The organism is Salmonella sp. SSDFZ54, assembly GCF_004010735.1.
Lineage (GTDB): Bacteria > Pseudomonadota > Gammaproteobacteria > Enterobacterales > Enterobacteriaceae > Salmonella > Salmonella enterica.
Genome location: NZ_CP034819.1, coordinates 3084296 through 3103334, shown reverse-complemented (window position 1 = coordinate 3103334; position 19039 = coordinate 3084296). Strand labels below are relative to the sequence as shown.

At 51.5% G+C, this 19039-nt stretch carries 17 protein-coding genes and 1 tRNA gene; 7 read left to right on the top strand and 11 right to left on the bottom strand.

Features of this window, described 5'->3' with window-relative positions; all coding sequences use genetic code 11:
• Nucleotides 1-44 precede the first annotated feature (44 nt).
• From stbB to stbE, 4 genes are read left to right on the top strand one after another with little or no spacing between them, the layout of a single operon-like run.
• Nucleotides 45-806, top strand: a complete 762-nt coding sequence (gene stbB, locus EOS97_RS15335) for a fimbrial biogenesis chaperone StbB (protein WP_000781496.1) — start codon at nt 45-47, stop codon at nt 804-806.
• Nucleotides 790-3351 carry a fimbrial outer membrane usher protein gene (locus EOS97_RS15330; RefSeq protein WP_000075313.1) on the top strand — a complete coding sequence of 854 codons (2562 nt, stop codon included), beginning with the start codon at nt 790-792 and terminating at the stop codon, nt 3349-3351. The genes stbB and EOS97_RS15330 overlap by 17 nt, the downstream gene beginning before the upstream one ends.
• A gap of 4 nt (nt 3352-3355) precedes the next feature.
• On the top strand, nt 3356-4681 hold the full coding sequence (stbD, locus tag EOS97_RS15325) for a fimbrial usher protein StbD (RefSeq protein WP_000899101.1): 1326 nt from the start codon (nt 3356-3358) through the stop codon (nt 4679-4681).
• A complete protein-coding gene (gene stbE, locus EOS97_RS15320) occupies nt 4647-5405 on the top strand; it encodes a fimbrial biogenesis chaperone StbE (RefSeq protein WP_001247038.1) in 759 nt (252 codons plus the stop codon). The genes stbD and stbE overlap by 35 nt, the downstream gene beginning before the upstream one ends.
• 47 nt (nt 5406-5452) lie before the next feature.
• Here stbE and EOS97_RS15315 read toward each other — a convergent pair whose 3' ends face one another.
• The 4 genes from EOS97_RS15315 to proB all read right to left on the bottom strand — a co-directional run bounded on the left by EOS97_RS15315 (nt 5453) and on the right by proB (nt 8628).
• Nucleotides 5453-5851 carry a membrane protein gene (locus EOS97_RS15315; RefSeq protein ID WP_000766846.1) on the bottom strand — a complete coding sequence of 133 codons (399 nt, stop codon included), beginning with the start codon at nt 5849-5851 and terminating at the stop codon, nt 5453-5455.
• Nucleotides 5852-6074: 223 nt separating this feature from the next.
• Nucleotides 6075-6150: transfer RNA gene (locus EOS97_RS15310), tRNA-Thr, on the bottom strand.
• 115 nt (nt 6151-6265) lie between these two features.
• A complete protein-coding gene (gene proA, locus EOS97_RS15305) occupies nt 6266-7513 on the bottom strand; it encodes a glutamate-5-semialdehyde dehydrogenase (RefSeq protein WP_000893223.1) in 1248 nt (415 codons plus the stop codon).
• A gap of 11 nt (nt 7514-7524) precedes the next feature.
• The gene (gene proB, locus EOS97_RS15300; protein WP_001285275.1) at nt 7525-8628 is read right to left on the bottom strand and encodes a glutamate 5-kinase; all 1104 of its coding nucleotides are present in this window, start codon (nt 8626-8628) and stop codon (nt 7525-7527) included.
• A 282-nt stretch (nt 8629-8910) separates the two neighbouring features.
• Between proB and phoE the strand changes: the two genes are divergently transcribed.
• The gene (phoE, locus tag EOS97_RS15295; protein WP_023165961.1) at nt 8911-9963 is read left to right on the top strand and encodes a phosphoporin PhoE; all 1053 of its coding nucleotides are present in this window, start codon (nt 8911-8913) and stop codon (nt 9961-9963) included.
• Nucleotides 9964-10013: 50 nt separating this feature from the next.
• Here phoE and crl read toward each other — a convergent pair whose 3' ends face one another.
• The 3 genes from crl to gpt form a co-directional block, all read right to left on the bottom strand.
• Nucleotides 10014-10415 carry a sigma factor-binding protein Crl gene (gene crl, locus EOS97_RS15290; RefSeq protein WP_000174693.1) on the bottom strand — a complete coding sequence of 134 codons (402 nt, stop codon included), beginning with the start codon at nt 10413-10415 and terminating at the stop codon, nt 10014-10016.
• A 57-nt stretch (nt 10416-10472) separates the two neighbouring features.
• Nucleotides 10473-11717 carry an esterase FrsA gene (gene frsA / locus EOS97_RS15285; protein WP_000189588.1) on the bottom strand — a complete coding sequence of 415 codons (1245 nt, stop codon included), beginning with the start codon at nt 11715-11717 and terminating at the stop codon, nt 10473-10475.
• A gap of 88 nt (nt 11718-11805) precedes the next feature.
• Nucleotides 11806-12264, bottom strand: coding sequence for a xanthine phosphoribosyltransferase (gene gpt, locus EOS97_RS15280; protein WP_001292018.1), 459 nt, complete (start codon nt 12262-12264; stop codon nt 11806-11808).
• 248 nt (nt 12265-12512) lie between these two features.
• Here gpt and pepD point away from each other — a divergent pair, with 248 nt between their 5' ends.
• Nucleotides 12513-13970: a cytosol nonspecific dipeptidase gene (pepD, locus tag EOS97_RS15275; protein WP_127836166.1), complete on the top strand. Its 1458-nt coding sequence runs from the start codon at nt 12513-12515 to the stop codon at nt 13968-13970.
• Between the two features lie 155 nt (nt 13971-14125).
• Here the strand turns inward: pepD and prfH are convergent, their stop codons facing one another.
• The 3 genes from prfH to dinB form a co-directional block, all read right to left on the bottom strand.
• Nucleotides 14126-14740 carry a peptide chain release factor H gene (gene prfH / locus EOS97_RS15270; RefSeq protein ID WP_000602086.1) on the bottom strand — a complete coding sequence of 205 codons (615 nt, stop codon included), beginning with the start codon at nt 14738-14740 and terminating at the stop codon, nt 14126-14128.
• Complete coding sequence (locus EOS97_RS15265; protein ID WP_000528891.1) at nt 14737-15876, bottom strand: RNA ligase RtcB family protein; 1140 nt, start codon at nt 15874-15876, stop codon at nt 14737-14739. Before EOS97_RS15265 ends, prfH begins: the two co-directional genes overlap by 4 nt.
• 218 nt (nt 15877-16094) lie before the next feature.
• Nucleotides 16095-17150: a DNA polymerase IV gene (gene dinB / locus EOS97_RS15260; protein ID WP_001226198.1), complete on the bottom strand. Its 1056-nt coding sequence runs from the start codon at nt 17148-17150 to the stop codon at nt 16095-16097.
• A gap of 249 nt (nt 17151-17399) precedes the next feature.
• Here dinB and dpaA point away from each other — a divergent pair, with 249 nt between their 5' ends.
• Nucleotides 17400-18140: a peptidoglycan meso-diaminopimelic acid protein amidase gene (dpaA, locus tag EOS97_RS15255; protein WP_001225658.1), complete on the top strand. Its 741-nt coding sequence runs from the start codon at nt 17400-17402 to the stop codon at nt 18138-18140.
• Here the strand turns inward: dpaA and EOS97_RS15250 are convergent.
• Nucleotides 18111-18878, bottom strand: a complete 768-nt coding sequence (locus EOS97_RS15250; RefSeq protein ID WP_000333387.1) for a class II glutamine amidotransferase — start codon at nt 18876-18878, stop codon at nt 18111-18113. The genes dpaA and EOS97_RS15250 overlap by 30 nt on opposite strands.
• Between the last annotated feature and the right edge of the window lie 161 nt (nt 18879-19039).

Genomic DNA, 19039 nt, shown 5'->3' with positions numbered 1-19039 from the left:
CGTTGAAACGCCAGACCATTTTCAATCGCCAGGGAGTTGTTGAGATGAAAATGGATACCCGACATTCCGCATTATATTACTTAATAGTTTTTCTATTGCTGGCCCTACCCGCCACAACATCGTGGGCGAGCGTTACTATTTTGGGTAGCCGAATAATTTACCCATCAACAGCCTCCTCCGTAGATGTGCAGTTAAAAAATAATGATGCAATACCTTATATCGTACAAACCTGGTTTGACGATGGCGATATGAATACCAGCCCGGAAAATAGCAGCGCGATGCCGTTTATTGCCACGCCGCCAGTATTTCGTATTCAACCCAAAGCAGGCCAGGTGGTACGTGTAATTTATAACAACACGAAAAAATTGCCGCAGGATCGTGAGTCAGTATTCTGGTTTAACGTATTACAGGTACCACCAACGAATATTGGCAGCGACAGCGGGCAAAATAAAATGTTGGTGATGCTGCGCTCAAGAATAAAACTTTTCTATCGTCCTGACGGGCTAGGTAAACCTGATAGTCTGGCGAAAAAATTACAGATTAAAACGGTAAATAAGGGTTCCGGAAAAAGCGGTATTGTTATTGTTAATCCGCAGCCTTGGTTTGCCTCTTTAAGTAACCTGAATGTAAAAGTGAACGGCGCTTCGTATAACCTGGATGCTGACATGATTGCCCCTTTCTCCAGTCAAACCTGGTGGCTGCCGGGCAAACGGCCACTCAAATCCTTCTCCGGTACAGTCACCGTTACTTTGGTTAACGACCTGGGCGCAAGGATAAGCGAGAGCTACGATGTCCCCCACCATTAATTTGAACCGCAAAAGCCTTGCGCTATTGATCGCCATAGTTTGCTCAGGCTCCGCGCAGGGTGAAGAGTATTATTTTGATCCTGCGCTACTTCAGGGGGCCACTTACGGACAAAATATTGCCCGTTTTAATGAACAGCAAACGCCTTCCGGAGACTATCTTGCCGACGTTTACGTTAATGGCACGCTGGTAGCCTCGAGCACTAATATTCGATTTAATGCTGTAAAAGAGGGTCAACAGGCTGAACCCTGCCTGCCCTTATCGGTGATGAAAGCAGCACAGATAAAATCACTCCCCGCGACCGACGCTGCGACCGAGTGTCGCCCGCTCAGGGAGTGGGTACCTCATGCCGGCTGGCAATTTGATAGCGCCACGCTTCGCCTGTTGCTGACGATTCCAATGACCGAACTTACGCACAAACCGCGCGGTTATATCTCCCCTTCAGAGTGGGATAGCGGCGCGCTGGCGCTGTTTTTACGCCATAACACAAACTGGACCCACACCGAAAATACCGACAGCCATTATCGCTACCAATACTTATGGAGCGGTTTAAACATGGGCGTTAACCTCGGACTTTGGCAGGTCCGTCATCAAAGTAATCTGCGCTATGCCAATAGCAACCAGGGCGGAAGCGCCTGGCGCTATAATAGCGTTCGAACCTGGGTGCAAAGACCTGTCGCGTCTATTAACAGTATCCTGTCGCTGGGCGATAGCTATACGGACTCCAGCTTATTCGGCAGTCTGTCCTTTAACGGGGCTAAGCTTGTCACCGACGAGCGGATGCGCCCTCAGGGCAAACGCGGTTATGCGCCGGAAGTTCGGGGCGTAGCGGCCAGTAGCGCGCATGTGGTAGTAAAACAACTGGGGAAAGTAATTTATGAAACCAACGTTCCGCCGGGCCCATTTTATATTGACGATCTGTACAACACCCGTTATCAAGGCGATCTGGAGGTAGAGGTTATCGAGGCCAGCGGTAAAACCTCACGTTTCACCGTGCCTTATTCTTCCGTGCCGGATTCGGTTCGCCCCGGTAACTGGCACTATTCGCTGGCCTTCGGCAGGGTTCGTCAGTACTACGATATTGAAAATCGTTTCTTTGAGGGAACGTTCCAGCACGGCGTTAATAACACCATTACCCTCAACCTCGGTTCACGAATTGCGCAGCGTTACCAGGCATGGCTGGCGGGCGGCGTCTGGGCCACCGGTATGGGCGCGTTCGGCCTTAACGCCACCTGGTCGAATGCGCGCGCAGAGCATAACGATCGCCAGCAAGGCTGGCGCGCGGAACTCAGTTACAGCAAAACGTTTACCACCGGCACTAACCTGGTGCTGGCGGCTTATCGTTATTCAACCAACGGCTTCCGCGATCTTCAGGACGTGCTCGGCGTACGCCGGGAAGCAAAAACGGGGATTGATTACTACTCCGACACGCTGCATCAGCGCAATCGCCTGTCCGCGACGGTAAGCCAGCCGTTAGGACGGCTTGGCACGCTTAACCTCAGCGCCAGCACCGCAGACTACTACAATAACCAATCGCGTATAACACAGCTACAAATGGGGTATAGCAACCAGTGGCGGAATATAAGCTACGGGGTGAATATCGCACGACAGCGCACCACCTGGGATTACGATCGCTTTTATCACGGCGTTAACGAACCACTGGACGTGAGTAGCCGACAAAAATATACCGAAACCACAATGTCGTTTAATGTCTCTATACCGCTGGATTGGGGCGAAAACAGAACGTCTGTCGCCATGAATTATAACCAGTCCAGTCAAAGCCGTTCCTCAACCGTATCCATGACCGGCAGTAGCGGTGAAAACAGCGACCTGTCATGGTCGGTTTATGGCGGCTACGAGCGTTATCGCAATAGTAATAGCGATAGCAGCGCGCCAACGACGTTTGGCGGTAATCTACAACAGAACACCCGGTTTGGCGCACTTCGCGCCAACTATGACCAGGGTGATAACTATCGTCAGGAAGGACTGGGCGCGTCCGGCACCCTGGTACTCCACCCTGGCGGTCTGACGGCTGGCCCCTATACCAGCGATACCTTTGCGCTTATTCATGCCGATGGCGCGCAGGGCGCGATCGTACAAAATGGCCAGGGCGCTGTGGTTGATCGCTTTGGTTACGCCATTCTGCCTTCGTTATCTCCTTACCGCGTCAATAACGTTACGCTCGATACCCGTAAGATGCGCAGCGATGCCGAACTGACGGGAGGAAGTCAGCAGATTGTGCCCTATGCCGGCGCCATCGCGCGTGTCAATTTCGCCACTATCAGCGGCAAAGCAGTGCTGATCTCCGTGAAGATGCCGGATGGCGGCATACCGCCAATGGGCGCTGATGTTTTCAACGGTGAAGGCACAAACATCGGCATGGTCGGCCAGAGTGGGCAGATTTATGCCCGTATCGCCCATCCGTCGGGTTCTCTACTGGTGCGCTGGGGAACAGGGGCAAACCAGCGTTGCCGGGTTGCCTACCAACTCGATCTTCACACCAAAGAACCGTTTCTCTATCTGAACAAAATCTGCGAGAAGGAATAGCACAATGCTTTTTAGTTTCCGAACGCTATTGTTTATCACCAGCCTGTTCGTCAGCGCCGGAACATGGTCGTCATGTATCAAAGTCACCGATAAGAGCGCGCTCTCTGACGCGGCGATAAAAGCGGGCTACACGGCGCAAAACTGGATCGGCGCAACTGACACGAATACCGGTAATATCGGTTTGCCAACGGTGATTAGCGTCAGTAATAGTGAAACATTTCAACCCTCCGGCACGCTATTGGCCAGTGGGATCGGTAACTTCCTGACGGCCGCCACCGGCACGCCCTATTCCAGTAAACAGGTACTTTACCGCTGCGATACCGCCGATGCCGGGAAGCTCTATGAGATGTATTCGACAAATGGCGATAGCGCTTTTGCGGGGGCATTTTTTACTCCCGAAGTAGAAGGCGCTTATTATGATGTGGAGCGTAATGTTGCTGTCCGTATGACAAACCTCAGTACCGGCGAATATTACAGCCGTTTCTGGAAAGAACGCCAACTTACCGCAGACAGTTGGTTTCAGGATGACAAATATATTTATATTCCTGCCAGCGCGTTTAGCAACGTGCTATATGAGATGTTTAAAATTGACTCAAGAAAATATTTTGCCTACCAGAATCCAATGGACCGAGATACCTGGACGCAGCCTCGGGGTTATATCGCGTTTAAAGGCCCAGGCTTGATTACCGAGCGGATCAAAGCGGGACTGGATCATGCCAGCGATTATTATGGCTGGCCCAGCTATTGGCCCGGGGCATGGAGTACATATAATAGCGTCACCTATGTTCGCGGCGCGTTATGTAAAATCACAGATTATCCTGCGATCGTGAAAATTCCCCCTGTCGCCGTCGGCATATTAGCCGCCGGAGGCAATAGCCAGGCGCCTTTCCACGTCAGCCTGGAATGTGAGTCCGGTGCCGTGTCCAGTGCCCTCCCGTCCACCAGCGCCGCTAATGTCGCAATGGGGTTTGTCGTTAATCAACCCACCGCCGTGGCGGCGGCGCGTCGCCTGGGGCTAACCACATCCGCAGGCGGTCTGTCGTGGCTACTGGACACCCATTATGGCGAACCTGGCGTAGCTTCCGGAGTGGGTATCCGCATCTATAACGATGCCGGTACGCCGATTAACCTGTTACCCGATCGGATCAGGACAGGCACTGGCAACGCCCGAGGCTGGTATGGCTATAAAGATTTAACCACACGGGTATCATCCGGTTCAGTAGAAACCTATAGCGGTGATTTTACTGCCTCGCTTGAGGCGATCGGCGGACAAACAGTAACGGCAGGAAGCGTGAATGCGCAATTACAGGCAGTGGTTAGTTTTCAGTAAAGTCATATTAACGCTACTTGGGTTGACGGGATGGTATGGCCCGGCACAAGCTGCCGTTAATATTGACAGAACCCGAATTATTTTTGCTTCAGATGAGGTCGCTCAATCGTTGACATTATCCAACGATAATACAACGCCGATGCTGTTACAGGTATGGACCGACGCCGGAAACATTGACGCCTCTCCGGATAACAGCAAAACGCCGCTGGTGGCGCTGCCGCCGGTATTTAAAATGCAGCCAGGAGAACTGAGAACGCTTCGCCTGCTCCTGAGTTCCCGCCAGCAGCTTGCAACGGACCGGGAGAGTCTCTTCTGGCTAAACATTTATCAGATACCGCCAGTCACCCAGGACATTAAAAACCACCCGCGAAAACTGGTGTTACCGCTTCGTTTGCGGCTAAAAATTTTAATTCGCCCGACCGGATTAAAAGCGCCCACGGAAGCGGAGGAGAAAAAATTACGCTTTATTGCTAAAGAGAATACTATACGGATAGTTAACCCCACCTCGTGGTATATGAGTTTAACACTAACGACGGACGACAAGAAAAGTATCGGCGATATCATGGTTGCGCCGAAAACAGCACTTGATGTGCCGCTAACACGCTCGCCAACGCCGGGAGCATCGATAAATTATGCAGTAATCAACGACTCCGGGAACTGGCGACAATATACCGCCATACTGGAAAAATATATTAGTGAGAGTGATTTTACTCCTGAGTTTTGATGGGAAATATTCAGGGATACGATCGTATCCCTGAGACAGGCCAGAATTCAGCATGTACCATTGTCAAAAATAGCATTAAGCTGATATTTTACTTTTTGCACGGCATCTTTGTTCTGTTGAGCTCCCCTCTCCTCAACAGACATATCCCATACATTTTCATTATCTGATTCAATTAATGTGTAGAACGTATTATTATTACGCATCATATAACCACGAAAATTATTTTCGATGCCCGTTGTCACAGGCTTAGCAACCCCTGAAATAACAGACTCCGTCTCTTTATTGAAAAGCTGATATTGAATATTTGCGCAGTTTAAATCACAGGGGGAACATTTAAGATTTAAAACAAGCAGTATCGTGTTATTTTCAAAAACAAGGGCATAATGATTGCTGGCAGATGAACATAACGGGAATAGCGCGAGAAGGAGAATTATTATCAATTTCATATTTTTATATAGACTCCGTCAAAGAAAACTTTCATTTCACTTGTTCTTCTGTTAACTCACCCTTTCATTTCACGCCCCTGAGAATAGCGAAAGGCATACCATGCAGAACGAATGCTTTGCGGACTGACGTCCTCATAGACATCTATACCATGCCAAGCAAGTATGCGAGAAAGAAAATGAGAAGATTGTTATGACAGAAAAGGTTGTAACCGCTTGATTGAGATGGTGCCGATAATAGGAGTCGAACCTACGACCTTCGCATTACGAATGCGCTGCTCTACCAACTGAGCTATATCGGCCCTGAGAAGGGTGTGTTCACGCGGGTGAATCACGGGGTAGAAGGTTAAAACTAACCGGGCGGTGCGTCAATAGCCTTGCTACTCAACCGGCTATTTTTGCACCGCTCGTCATTAATTACGCACGAATCGTACCATCGCCAAAGCCTATCCACTTATAGGTGGTAAGCGCTTCAAGCCCCATCGGACCGCGGGCATGTAATTTCTGCGTGCTGACCGCCACTTCTGCGCCAAGCCCAAACTGCCCGCCATCGGTAAAACGGGTAGAGGCGTTGACATAAACCGCAGCGGAATCCACTTCGTTCACGAAACGCGCAGCATTATGCATATCGCACGTTAAAATTGCATCGGAGTGCTGAGTACCATGTTCGCGAATGTGGGCGATAGCGCCATCCATATTTTCGACCACCACAACGTTCAGATCCAGAGACAGAAACTCGTTATCCAGCTCTTCCGGTTTCAGCGGCACCAGTTTGGCAGGGCCATGCAGTTGCATGACGGTTTCATCCCCATGCAACGTCACGCCGCTCTCCGCCATCTGCTTGCTCAGCGCAGGCAAAAAGCGTTCTGCGATGTCCTGATGCACCAGCAAGGTTTCCACCGTGTTACAGGTGCTCGGGCGCTGGGTTTTGGCGTTAACAATAATCTTCAGCGCCGGGGCGATGTCTGCGCTGCTATCGACAAAAATATGGCACACGCCAATCCCGCCGGTAATCACCGGAATGGTGGATTGCTCGCGGCACAGTTTATGCAAGCCTGCGCCGCCGCGCGGGATCAGCATATCGATGTACTTATCCATACGCAGCATTTCATTGACCAGCGAACGGTCCGGATTATCAATCGCCTGAACCGCCGCCTCCGGTAAACCGCAAGCTTTCAGCGCCTTCTGAATGACACGAACGGTTGCGGCATTCGTGCGATGCGTCTCTTTCCCACCGCGTAGAATCACCGCATTACCGGTTTTCAGACACAAAGAAGCCACATCAACGGTAACATTCGGACGCGCCTCATAGATAACGCCAACCACGCCCAACGGCACGCGGCGGCGCTCCAGACGTAGCCCGCTGTCCAGCAGACCGCCGTCGATCACCTGCCCGACCGGGTCGGCAAGATTACAGACCTGGCGCACATCGTCAGCAATCGCTTTCAGACGCGCAGGGGTCAGCGCCAGGCGGTCCAGCATCGCTTCGCTCAGGCCGTTGGCCCGCGCCTGCTCAACATCTTGTACGTTCGCGCTGAGGATACTTTCCATTTGCGCTTCCAGTTCATCGGCTATTTTTTCCAGCACGCGATTTTTTTCGCCGCTGGAGAGCAGCGCCAGCTTATACGACGCCGCTTTAGCAGCAATGCCCATTTGTTCCAGCATATGCCTGTTCCTTATCGAGTAATCATGTCATCACGATGAACAGCGACCGGGCCATATTCATAGCCCAAAATCGCATCGATTTGTTGAGAGTGGTGACCGGCTATCCGCCGCAGAGCATCACTGTTATAACGGCTGACGCCATGAGCAATATCACGCCCTTGCAGGTTACAAATTCTGATGACCTCCCCCCGCGAGAAATTGCCCGTCACGCTTTTGATGCCTTTTGGCAGAAGTGAACTGCCACGTTCCAGCATTGCCGCGGTCGCGCCTTCATCAACCGTAATTTCGCCTGCCGGCGGCGCGCCGAAGATCCAACGTTTGCGGTTCTCCAGCGGCGAGGCTTGCGCATGAAAACGGGTGCCGACGGAAATCCCCTCCATCACATCGCCGATAACGCCCGGTTTACTGCCTGAGGCAATAATCGTATCAATACCCGCGCGACAGGCTACGTCTGCCGCCTGAAGCTTAGTGCTCATACCACCGGTTCCCAGCCCAGAAACGCTGTCTCCCGCGATAGAGCGCAGCGCATCGTCAACGCCATACACATCTTTGATAAGCTCCGCCTGCGGATTGCTACGCGGATCGGCGGTAAATAATCCTTGCTGATCGGTCAGCAGCAGCAGTTTATCCGCGCCTGCCAGGATCGCCGCCAGCGCGGAGAGGTTATCGTTATCGCCCACTTTAATTTCCGCTGTCGCAACGGCATCATTTTCATTGATAACCGGCACAATATGGTTATCCAGTAATGCACGTAGCGTATCGCGGGCGTTCAGAAAGCGCTCTCTGTCTTCCATATCCGCACGCGTCAACAGCATCTGCCCGATATGGATACCGTAAATTGAAAACAACTGCTCCCACAGTTGAATCAGACGGCTTTGCCCTACCGCCGCCAGAAGCTGTTTAGAGGCAATTGTTGCCGGCAGTTCCGGGTAGCCGAGATGTTCACGTCCGGCGGCAATCGCGCCAGAGGTAACAATAACAATACGATGTCCCGCGGCGTGTAGCTGCGCGCACTGGCGGACAAGTTCTACGATATGGGCACGGTTCAGGCGGCGCGATCCGCCTGTTAGCACGCTGGTGCCGAGTTTTACGACCAGCGTCTGGCTGTCACTCATGATTCTCTGCCGTTCAAAATAAGAAATAAAGACCAAATGAACGTTTTAGCAGGACTGGCTCCGGTTGCCAACAACCTGTACGCGTAGCGTGAAATTTTGTTGCGCAGGATCAGCAAGCGTAGCGGCGGAATTTGACCATTTTATTACCGCAACAATTAAACATATTTTTTTAAAAAAATTCTCACTTTGTCATAAATCTTTCATTACCGAACGTTAAAAACCTTCCTGTTTTTTACCGGGTCTCCCGACAAATCATAGCGCGTAATTAAAACAGGAATGGAAATGAATAAGAGCACTCTGGCAATAGTGGTGAGTATCATCGCATCAGCATCTGTTCACGCCGCCGAGGTTTACAATAAAAACGGTAATAAGCTTGATGTGTATGGAAAAGTTAAAGCCATGCACTATATGAGCGATTATGACAGCAAAGATGGCGATCAAAGCTACGTTCGTTTTGGTTTTAAAGGCGAAACGCAAATTAACGATCAATTGACCGGCTACGGGCGCTGGGAAGCTGAGTTTGCCGGTAATAAAGCCGAAAGTGATTCGTCCCAGCAAAAAACCCGCCTGGCCTTTGCTGGTCTGAAATTAAAAGATATCGGTTCTTTTGACTATGGACGTAACCTGGGCGCGCTGTACGATGTTGAGGCCTGGACGGATATGTTTCCCGAATTCGGCGGCGACTCTTCCGCCCAGACCGATAATTTTATGACTAAACGCGCCAGCGGGCTGGCGACTTACCGCAATACCGATTTCTTCGGCATCGTTGATGGACTGGATCTTACCTTACAGTATCAGGGGAAAAACGAAGATCGCGATGTGAAAAAGCAAAACGGCGACGGCTTCGGCACATCCGTGAGCTATGATTTCGGCGGCAGCGATTTTGCCATCAGCGGCGCTTATACTCTCTCCGATCGCACCAGGGAGCAAAATCTGCAGCGCCGCGGTACGGGCGATAAAGCCGAAGCCTGGGCTACGGGTGTAAAGTATGACGCGAATGATATTTATATTGCGACTTTCTATTCAGAAACCCGCAACATGACGCCAGTTTCCGGCGGATTTGCCAATAAAACCCAAAACTTCGAAGCGGTTATCCAGTATCAGTTTGATTTTGGTCTGCGTCCGTCATTAGGCTATGTGCTGTCAAAAGGCAAAGATATTGAGGGCGTCGGCAGTGAGGATTTGGTGAATTACATTGACGTGGGCGCAACCTATTACTTCAACAAAAATATGTCCGCGTTTGTAGATTACAAAATCAATCAGCTTGATAGCGATAACACGTTAGGCATTAATGACGATGATATTGTGGCAATAGGGTTGACCTACCAGTTCTGATAAGTCGCATTGTGCCTGATGGCGCTACGCCATCAGGCATGACAGCAGGGTTATGCCGACAGTTTTACCGGCTCGTCGTTGAAATCGTCAGACGGCTCCAGCGCCAGCTCCATAGAAATCAGCAGGTCGCGTAGCTTCTCATGAAACTCGCGTAGCGTGTATTCCAGTCGCTCCACCACTTCGGTTTCGTTAATCGGCACTGCGGTCCAGTTGCCCTCTTTATCAAACAAACCAAACTGATAACGATAAGTGAAGCGTTTCTCTTGTGCTTCCAGCTCCATCCACCAGCCCCAAAATTCACGCTTCTCTGGCGCGGGCTTCACGTTGACGCAAACTGCCAGGCAATCGAAAAAAAAACGATTGTCTTCGCACTGCCCTTCCCGGATATAGGGGCCAAGCGCGGTAAATTTCTTGATCAATCTACTTTTCGGGTGTCCACTCGGTAACGTCATTGCGATCTCCTTTAATGAAGCAACTGTTTTACCAAATCAATAGAATTTATCAATCTATTAACACAATCTATGATTAATCCAGTCGGTAATTTCTTGCAGCGCGCGGTCAAAATTGCGGTACACCGGGTTAAAAGGGATCTCTATCAGCTTACCGTCTGAAGATGATGTTGTAATTAAGCGAGACTCTTCTTCCGGGCTGAAAGGATCGTTTTTCCAGAAGCCGGAAAGCATTGGCGTAGGACAACGTCTGCCCAGTAGCCCCTGTACTTTCAACGAATAGCGATTGAGCTCCACACGCAGCGCCTCATCCGAAGCATCATGCATACCCAGACGGCTGGCCAGCACATCCAGATACATCTCCGGCACCGTGCTCTGTCGTTGCGGATCGCTAAGTAGCGCATGGACCACCGGCCCCAGGCAAGCCACCGCTTTCAAACGCGGCGCTTCCAGATAGGCCAGACGCACCGCAACGTTGGCGCCAAAACGGAAACCAAACGCCGCAACACGGGTATGATCCACCCAGGGGACATTAGGAAGCGCTTTTAACACATGCTGGTGGAGCAAGCTGGAATCCTGGGTTAATTTCCACTTTGATGAAAATCCAACCGAAGGCATATCAAGCGTTAACATCGCAATACCGCGCGGCGCGAAATAGCGTTCATACAGGGTGTAATAGTCGGTTTGCATGGCGTCCAGGCCGCCGCACATGAGCACCGTCGGAAACGGACCATCCCCTTTCGGCATATGTAAAAACGCGGTGACAGGCGAACCGCCAGGAACGGCAAATTCCATTTCACGTAACGAGCCTGGCAACCGCTGCGCGGCCTCTTCATAGGCGCGATTCGCCAGCGCCTGCGCCTGCTCCGCCAGCTCATCGCCCTTCAAATGCGGGTAGGCGGCAATGTTATAGAGCGTTGAGGCATGAAGCCAGTAGCGTCCGCTGCGCATGGCGTCCTGTTCCTGACAGGCTTTCTGCTGCCAGTCCATCGCCTGCTTTGCCCACTCATAAATCCAGTTGCCGCCGCGGTAACCGATGACCGTATCGTATAAATCATCATCCGTTCGCTCTGCGTCGCTCATCACAATGCGCGCCTGCACATCAAGGATTTCTCGTGGGTCAACGCCGCGCCAAATCCACATCAGGCGGTTTATCATGCGGTACCAGTGCGGGACGTTCTTACCGTCCAGCGCGGATTGCATGGGCGGCTGCGACCCACGATTGAACCGACGGACAAGGGTAGACGTTTCAGTATGTTTAAAGCGGGGTTTGAACAGGGTTTCGCTGAGGTTAGCCTGTGTCATTCGTGCAGCCTCCTTGGATACTCATAGAGGCTTATTGTAACCAATAAAACAGCGCCCGGCATTGCCGGGCGCTCTGAAAAGCTGCTGATTAACGACCTGAAATCGGCGGTACAAATACCACACCCATATCCCAGGGCTGCTCAATCCAGGTGTTCTGAGGAATATCAATAACATAATCATCAACCAGCGGACGGCCCGCCGGTTTAGCGAAAATCGTGACGAAATGCGCTTTAGGGTACATTTCGCGAATCGCGACGGCGGTGCCGCCGGTATCGACCAGATCGTCGATGACGATAAAGCCTTCGCCGTCGCCTTCTGCACGTTTCAGCACTTTCAGTTCGCGCTGGTTATCGTGATCGTAGCTGGAGATGCATACGGTATCGACATGACGAATGCCCAATTCACGCGCCAGTAGTGCGCCCGGTACAAGGCCGCCACGACTTACGGCAATAATGCCTTTCCATTGTTCTGAAGGCATGAGGCGGCTCGCCAGTTTGCGTGCGTGAATCTGCAACATGTCCCAGGTGACGACGTATTTTTCGCTCATGTGAAGTGTCCCAGCCTGTTTATCTACGGCTTAAAAAGTGTTCGAGGGGGAAATAGTTGCGCGAGATTATAGAGACCTGACGCGCTAAAAACCAGTGTTTAGCGGAATCCACGCCTCTTTTTGTATGCTTTATACTACCCGCAGGCGGAGAAAGTGGTATTCTCAGTCGCATCTCGTAAGAGTTATCAATTCCGCTAACCCTGTGGCCTGTAAGAACGTTTTTCAGACCACCGCCAAGGAGACTTATCGTGTCTGAACTGTCTCAGTTATCACCACAACCTTTGTGGGATATTTTTGCCAAAATCTGTTCTATTCCTCACCCGTCCTATCACGAAGAGCAACTCGCGGAACATATTGTGAGTTGGGCCAAAGAGAAAGGCCTTTACGTGGATCGCGACCAGGTCGGTAATATTCTGATCCGTAAGCCCGCCACTGCAGGTATGGAAAATCGCAAGCCGGTCGTTTTACAGGCGCATCTGGATATGGTGCCGCAAAAAAATAGCGACACCGTTCACGACTTCACTACAGATCCCATCCGGCCTTATATTGATGGCGAATGGGTTAAAGCGCGCGGTACTACGCTCGGCGCCGACAATGGTATTGGAATGGCTTCTGCGTTAGCGGTACTGGCTGATGATAATGTCGTCCATGGCCCGCTGGAAGTGCTGCTGACCATGACCGAAGAAGCCGGCATGGATGGCGCGTTCGGCCTCCAGTCCGGCTGGTTGCAGGCCGACATCCTGATCAACACCGACTCTGAAGAAGAAGGTGAGATCTATATGGGCTGCGCAGGCGGCATCGATTTTACCTCTAATCTGCCGTTGACCCGTGAAGCTGTACCCGCAGGATTTGCATGCTTTAAGCTAACCCTGAAAGGCCTGAAAGGCGGCCACTCCGGTGGTGAAATTCACCTCGGCCTTGGCAATGCCAACAAATTGCTGACGCGTTTTCTGGCCGGGCACGCAGAAGAACTGGATCTGCGTCTGATCGATTTCAACGGCGGCACGCTGCGTAACGCGATTCCGCGCGAAGCGTTCGCTACCCTCGCCGTTGCCGCAGACAACATAGGCGCGCTGAAAACATTAGTGAACGCTTACCAGGATATTCTGAAAAACGAACTGGCGGAAAAAGAGAAAAACCTGACGCTGCAACTCAATGAGGTTGCCAGTGATAAAGCCGCATTGACCGCGCCGTCACGCGATACCTTTGTGCGCCTGCTGAACGCAACGCCGAACGGCGTGATCCGCAATTCAGACGTGGCGAAAGGCGTAGTGGAAACATCGCTGAACGTTGGCGTGGTCACAATGTCCGATGCGAATGTCGAAATTCACTGCCTGATTCGCTCTCTTATCGACAGCGGTAAAGATTATGTGGTGAGTATGCTGGATTCGCTGGGCAAGCTGGCTGGCGCGAAAACCGAAGCAAAAGGCAGCTATCCTGGCTGGCAGCCCGATGCGAACTCGCCGGTCATGCACCTGGTGCGGGAAACCTATCAGCGTCTGTTCAACAAAACACCGAATATCCAGATTATCCACGCCGGCCTGGAATGCGGTCTGTTTAAGAAACCCTATCCGGATATGGACATGGTTTCTATTGGGCCTACCATTACCGGACCTCACTCTCCGGATGAGCAGGTACATATCGAAAGCGTCGGCCACTACTGGACTCTGCTGACCGAATTGCTGAAAGCGATTCCTGCGAAGTAAGAAAGCGCTAAAATGCCCGTCCCATTTCTGGACGGGCTAGCAATATGGAATATCGGGTATCCATTGCCAGATAAGCTCTCCTGAATGCGCTGAAATAGCGCTGCGGCTACACGCGAATAGCCGGACAGCCCTATAACAGCGCCGGTAACACCGAATTATTGTGGCGTAAACGCCATTCCTTTAAATATCCGCAGCGGATTGCCGCGCTCAATCTGATGATGGAACAGACGCCTTTCAGACTTCAACGCCGCACACTCATTTTGCCGTTGCTGTTCCAGCCGCCAGGCAATCAGCAGCCGGGCCAGACGCTTATTCGCATGTTGACTGCGCTCCGACTGAACCTTCACGCTAATCCCGCTCGCCAGGTGCGTGGCCCGCACTGCCGAGTCGGTTTTATTAACGTGCTGCCCACCCGGGCCGGAAGAGCGCAGAGTCTCGAAACGAATCTCATCAGACTGTATGTGCTCGTCGGCGGAAAAGCGCCCAATGCCGACGTACCAGTTTTTTCGCCCATGGTGCGGACGATACGGGCTGGTACAAATCCACAGTAACGTGCCGCACCAACGTTCACTGAAAGCCATAGCTTTTTCGCCGTCCAGCGAGACCAGCGCGGAACGCAGCGTGTCTGGTAATCGTCCCGGCTCTGTTTCAAGTCGCGTCAACGATACCTTTTCTCTGGCAGCTTCTTTCGTCAGACAATCCAGCGCTTTTTTTACCGCCAGACAACACTCGTCCGGTCCCTGCGCAGAAGAAAGTTGCAGTAAGATCATGCGCTTTTCTCCCCTGAGGTTTTCAGCGTCAGCACCGGACGCAGGCAGGCAACTGGCGTAATCAGTCCGGCGTCTGCCAGACAATCCACAACGCTATCGATGGATTTATACGCCTGCGGCGCTTCTTCATAAATGAGCTGGCGATCGCGGCAAATCACCCGGCTACCCATCCCGGTACGGCAGAGCTGTCGCGGGGTAAATTTTGCCGATAACCGGTCTTTACACTCGGTACGCATCCATTTGCGCCCCGCGCCATGCGCCAGGGAGAAGAGGCTCTCCTCGCTGACGACGGGTTTCACCAGCCAGCTATAATCGCCGCGCGAGCCGGGGATAATCACCAGTCCCTGCCCATCTGGCGTAGCGCCTTTACGGTGCAGCCACCCCGCCTCACCCGCGACAGTACAGGGTTCAACGAAGTTATGCGCCACATCCAGCCGCGGTTCGCCCTCAGCCCTGAGCTGTTGCAGTATCCGGCGGGCAATCAGCGCGCGATTACTGCGGGCAAATGCCAGCGCATCGTCATGTTCTGCAAGGTAGCGGCGCGCATCGTCGCTATCTTCCGGCAAACCGTTATGCGAAAACGCCTCCACATGACGACGCAGGATAGCTTGCCCCAGACCGCGTGAACCACTGTGTACCAGCAGTAATAACTGCGTTTTTTGTAACCCCGACAAAGCGAACGAATTAGCATCGACGATGCGATCGACCTGTTGTAGCTCGGCAAAATGATTGCCGCCGCCAATGGAACCCAGCGCAGAGCGCCACGAATGATGTTGCATGGCGGCGGGGACATTCTCCTCCAGCCACTGCGCGTCCGCCACGTCAGGCAGCGACGCCAGCCGCTTCTCCAGTTTATCGGCGTTATATTTACGCCCTAAAATATCCGTTTGCCATAACGCCATGCCGCAGCCGATATCGTTGCCGACCAGCGCCGGATAAAAACGTCCACGTGAGAAAAAGGCTGCGCCAATAGGATAGCCACGCCCCGGATGCAGATCTGGCATCCCGATAACGCGTTTCATACCGGTTAACTTAGCCGTCGTATATAATTGTTGGATCGCGGAATCTTCGATCCACAGGTTATCCGATGCGATAGAAAATACCACATCTGATAAAGGACGAATATAATTGCCCATATACCATTCCATGTATGAATTAAAAAATCAGGAAATGGCAGACGAATCCAGGGCAATAAAAGAAAATTAATCCTGGAAAGGTCTGCAAAGTGCGTTCAGAGAATAAAGTGTCATGATGAACCTCCTTTGCAGTTATTGAGAATGAGAAAACGCGGGTATAGTAATACTGAAATTTAGATGGCGCAATCGTAATAGTGATAAAATCTTAATAGCCTGACTTATAACCCTAACACCAACTGTCGTTCCAATTGAGGGTCGAGCAGCGTTACATGTAGCCCCACCAGCCGTACGCCGCGCTCGCCGCGACGCTCGTCCCAGGTTTTACGGGCGGTGGTAATTAAGTCTTCTTTATTTAATTGCGGCCAGACATGTTCCTGAGTGGTTTGCTGAAAATCATTAAATTTTAATTTAACGCCCTGTCGGGCAATCAGTAAATCGGGCTTTACTATAGCCAGACGACGCTCCAGTTCCGGATATAAATGTTCAATAATGGCCTCGCAGTCCGACCACTCATGAATATCCTCCGCCAGAGTACGCTCAACGCCTACCGATTTACGCAGCCTTTCGCTGTTAACATCACGCTCGTCAATACCCTGACTACGCTCCCATAATACCCGGCCAAATTTACCAAAGCGTTTGAGAAGCATCGCCAGATCGCACTGTTGAATATCCCCGCAGGTTCTTAACCCCATATTTTCCAGTTTGGCGGCGGAAACTTTCCCCACGCCTGGAATTTTGGCTAACGGCAACGTTTTAAGAAAGTCGGGTACATCGGCTGGCGTAATAACATATTGTCCATTCGGTTTATTGAGATCGGAGGCAATCTTCGCCAGAAATTTCACTGGCGCAACGCCGGCGGAGGCGGTGAGTTGCAGTTCATTGAAAATAGTCTGACGAATCTCCCTGGCGATCAGCGTCGCCGATCCATAACAGTGCGGGCTGTCAGTCACATCCAGCCAGGCTTCATCCAGCGAGAGCGGTTCAATCAGTGAAGTGTAGCGGGAAAAGATGTCACGTACATGCCGCGAAGCCTCTTTATAGGCGTCAAAGCGGCCAGGCAATAGGGTGAGATGGGGGCACAGCTTTAGCGCCATGGCGGTCGGCATCGCGCTGCGTACGCCAAACTGGCGCGCAGGATAGTTGGCGGTACTGATAACGCCTCTTCGCTCACGACTCCCGCCAATGGCAATGGGAATATCGCGTAACGCCGGATTATCACGCATCTCTACCGCGGCAAAAAAACAGTCCATATCAACATGTATGATTTTGCGCATCGCTCGCCCCCACAATACTGTTTAAGTGTACAGTATGTTTTATTGCGCGCAAAGAGACATTCGCGTTAAAAATGCGACATATTCGAAGGTATGACGACGAAAGCGGCGGGAAAATTGTAAACGTACACACGGGGACTTGCGAAAAACTGCCGTGGTGCTAATGTGAGCGCTCCAAATCCAGATTACTCCGATTTGGGGACTCTTTTGCCGTTCTGGCGTGTGTAACCGTTTTATCAAGGAACAAGCAGTATGCGTAAAATCGCATTTTTTCTTGCGATGCTTCTGATGCCGTGCGTCTCATTTGCCGGTTTGCTGAGCAGCAGCAGCCCCGTCACGCCGGTCAGTAAAGAGTATAAGCAGCAGTTAATGGGCTCACCGGTCTATATTCAGATTTTTAAAGAAGAGCGCACCCTTGATCTCTACGTCAAAATGGGTGAGCAATACCAGTTGCTTGATAGCTACAAAATTTGCAACTATTCCGGCGGGTTAGGCCCGAAACGCCGTCAGGGCGATTTTAAAAGTCCGGAAGGGTTTTACAGCGTTCAGCGTAATCAACTCAAGCCAGACAGCCGTTTTTATAAGGCCATCAACATTGGTTTTCCCAATGCCTACGATCGCGCACATGGCTATGATGGTAAATATCTGATGATTCACGGCGCCTGTGTTTCCGTCGGCTGCTATGCCATGACCGACAGCGGCATTGATGAGATTTTCCAGTTTGTCACCGCCGCGCTGGTCTTTGGTCAGCCGAGCGTGCAGGTGAGTATTTATCCGTTCCGGATGACCGACGCCAATATGCAGCGTCATAAATATTCATATTACAAAGATTTCTGGGCGCAGCTAAAACCCGGCTACGATTATTTTGAACAGACGCATAAGCCGCCAACTGTTTCTATCGTTGATGGACGTTACGTCGTGAGCAAACCGTTGAGTCACGAAGTCGTTCAGCCACAGCTGGCCTCAAATTATACGCTCTCCGAGGCAAAATAACGCCCATTCGCCTGGCATAATCTTTTGCCAGGTTTCATTCCCCGTTAGCGGCTGGGTAGCAATCACGGTAACCACGTCATTTGGCGTGGTCTGTGAACTGAAATCAATTTCCATATCCTGATCCACCAGCGTGGCTACGCCAAACGGCGCCCGGCGAGTGATCCAGTGCAAATGGGTTGAGCAAAACGCCATCACATATCGCCCATCTGACAGCAGCATGTTAAAAACGCCTTTTTCACGTAATACCGTCGCCAGTGTCGCAATATATTTAAATACCGCCGTCATGTTGCCCGGCGTGCGGGGATAACGCTGCGTTAATTTATGCAATAGCCAGCAAAACGCTTTTTCGCTGTCGGTTTCCCCCACCGGACGAAAATTACCGGTTTCCAGCGACTTATAACCGTTGAGCTGACCGTTATGAGCATAAGTCCAGTTGCGTCCCCATAATTCCCGGGTAAAAGGATGTGTATTTTCCAGCGCCACTTCACCGCGATTAGCCTGACGGATATGAGCGATAACCGAGCAGGACTTGATCGGGTAATTCTGTACCAGTTTCGCAATCGGCGAATGGTAGCTCGGTTGCGGATCTTTAAACGTGCGACAGCCCTTTCCTTCGTAAAAGGTAATTCCCCAGCCGTCTTTATGCGGCCCGGTTCCGCCGCCACGCTGCACCAGTCCGGTGAAGCTAAAGCAGATATCCGTCGGCACATTGGCGCTCATCCCAAGCAGTTCGCACATACATCACCTCCACAAACGCCTTAAGCGGGAAGGCGTAATTTTTACAGCCAATAAAAACTAAAAATATCAAAGAAAACAATATGCTATACCCTAAATAATTCGAGTTGCAGGAAGGCGGTAAGGGAGGAAATCCCCAGGAACATAGATAACTATGTGACTGG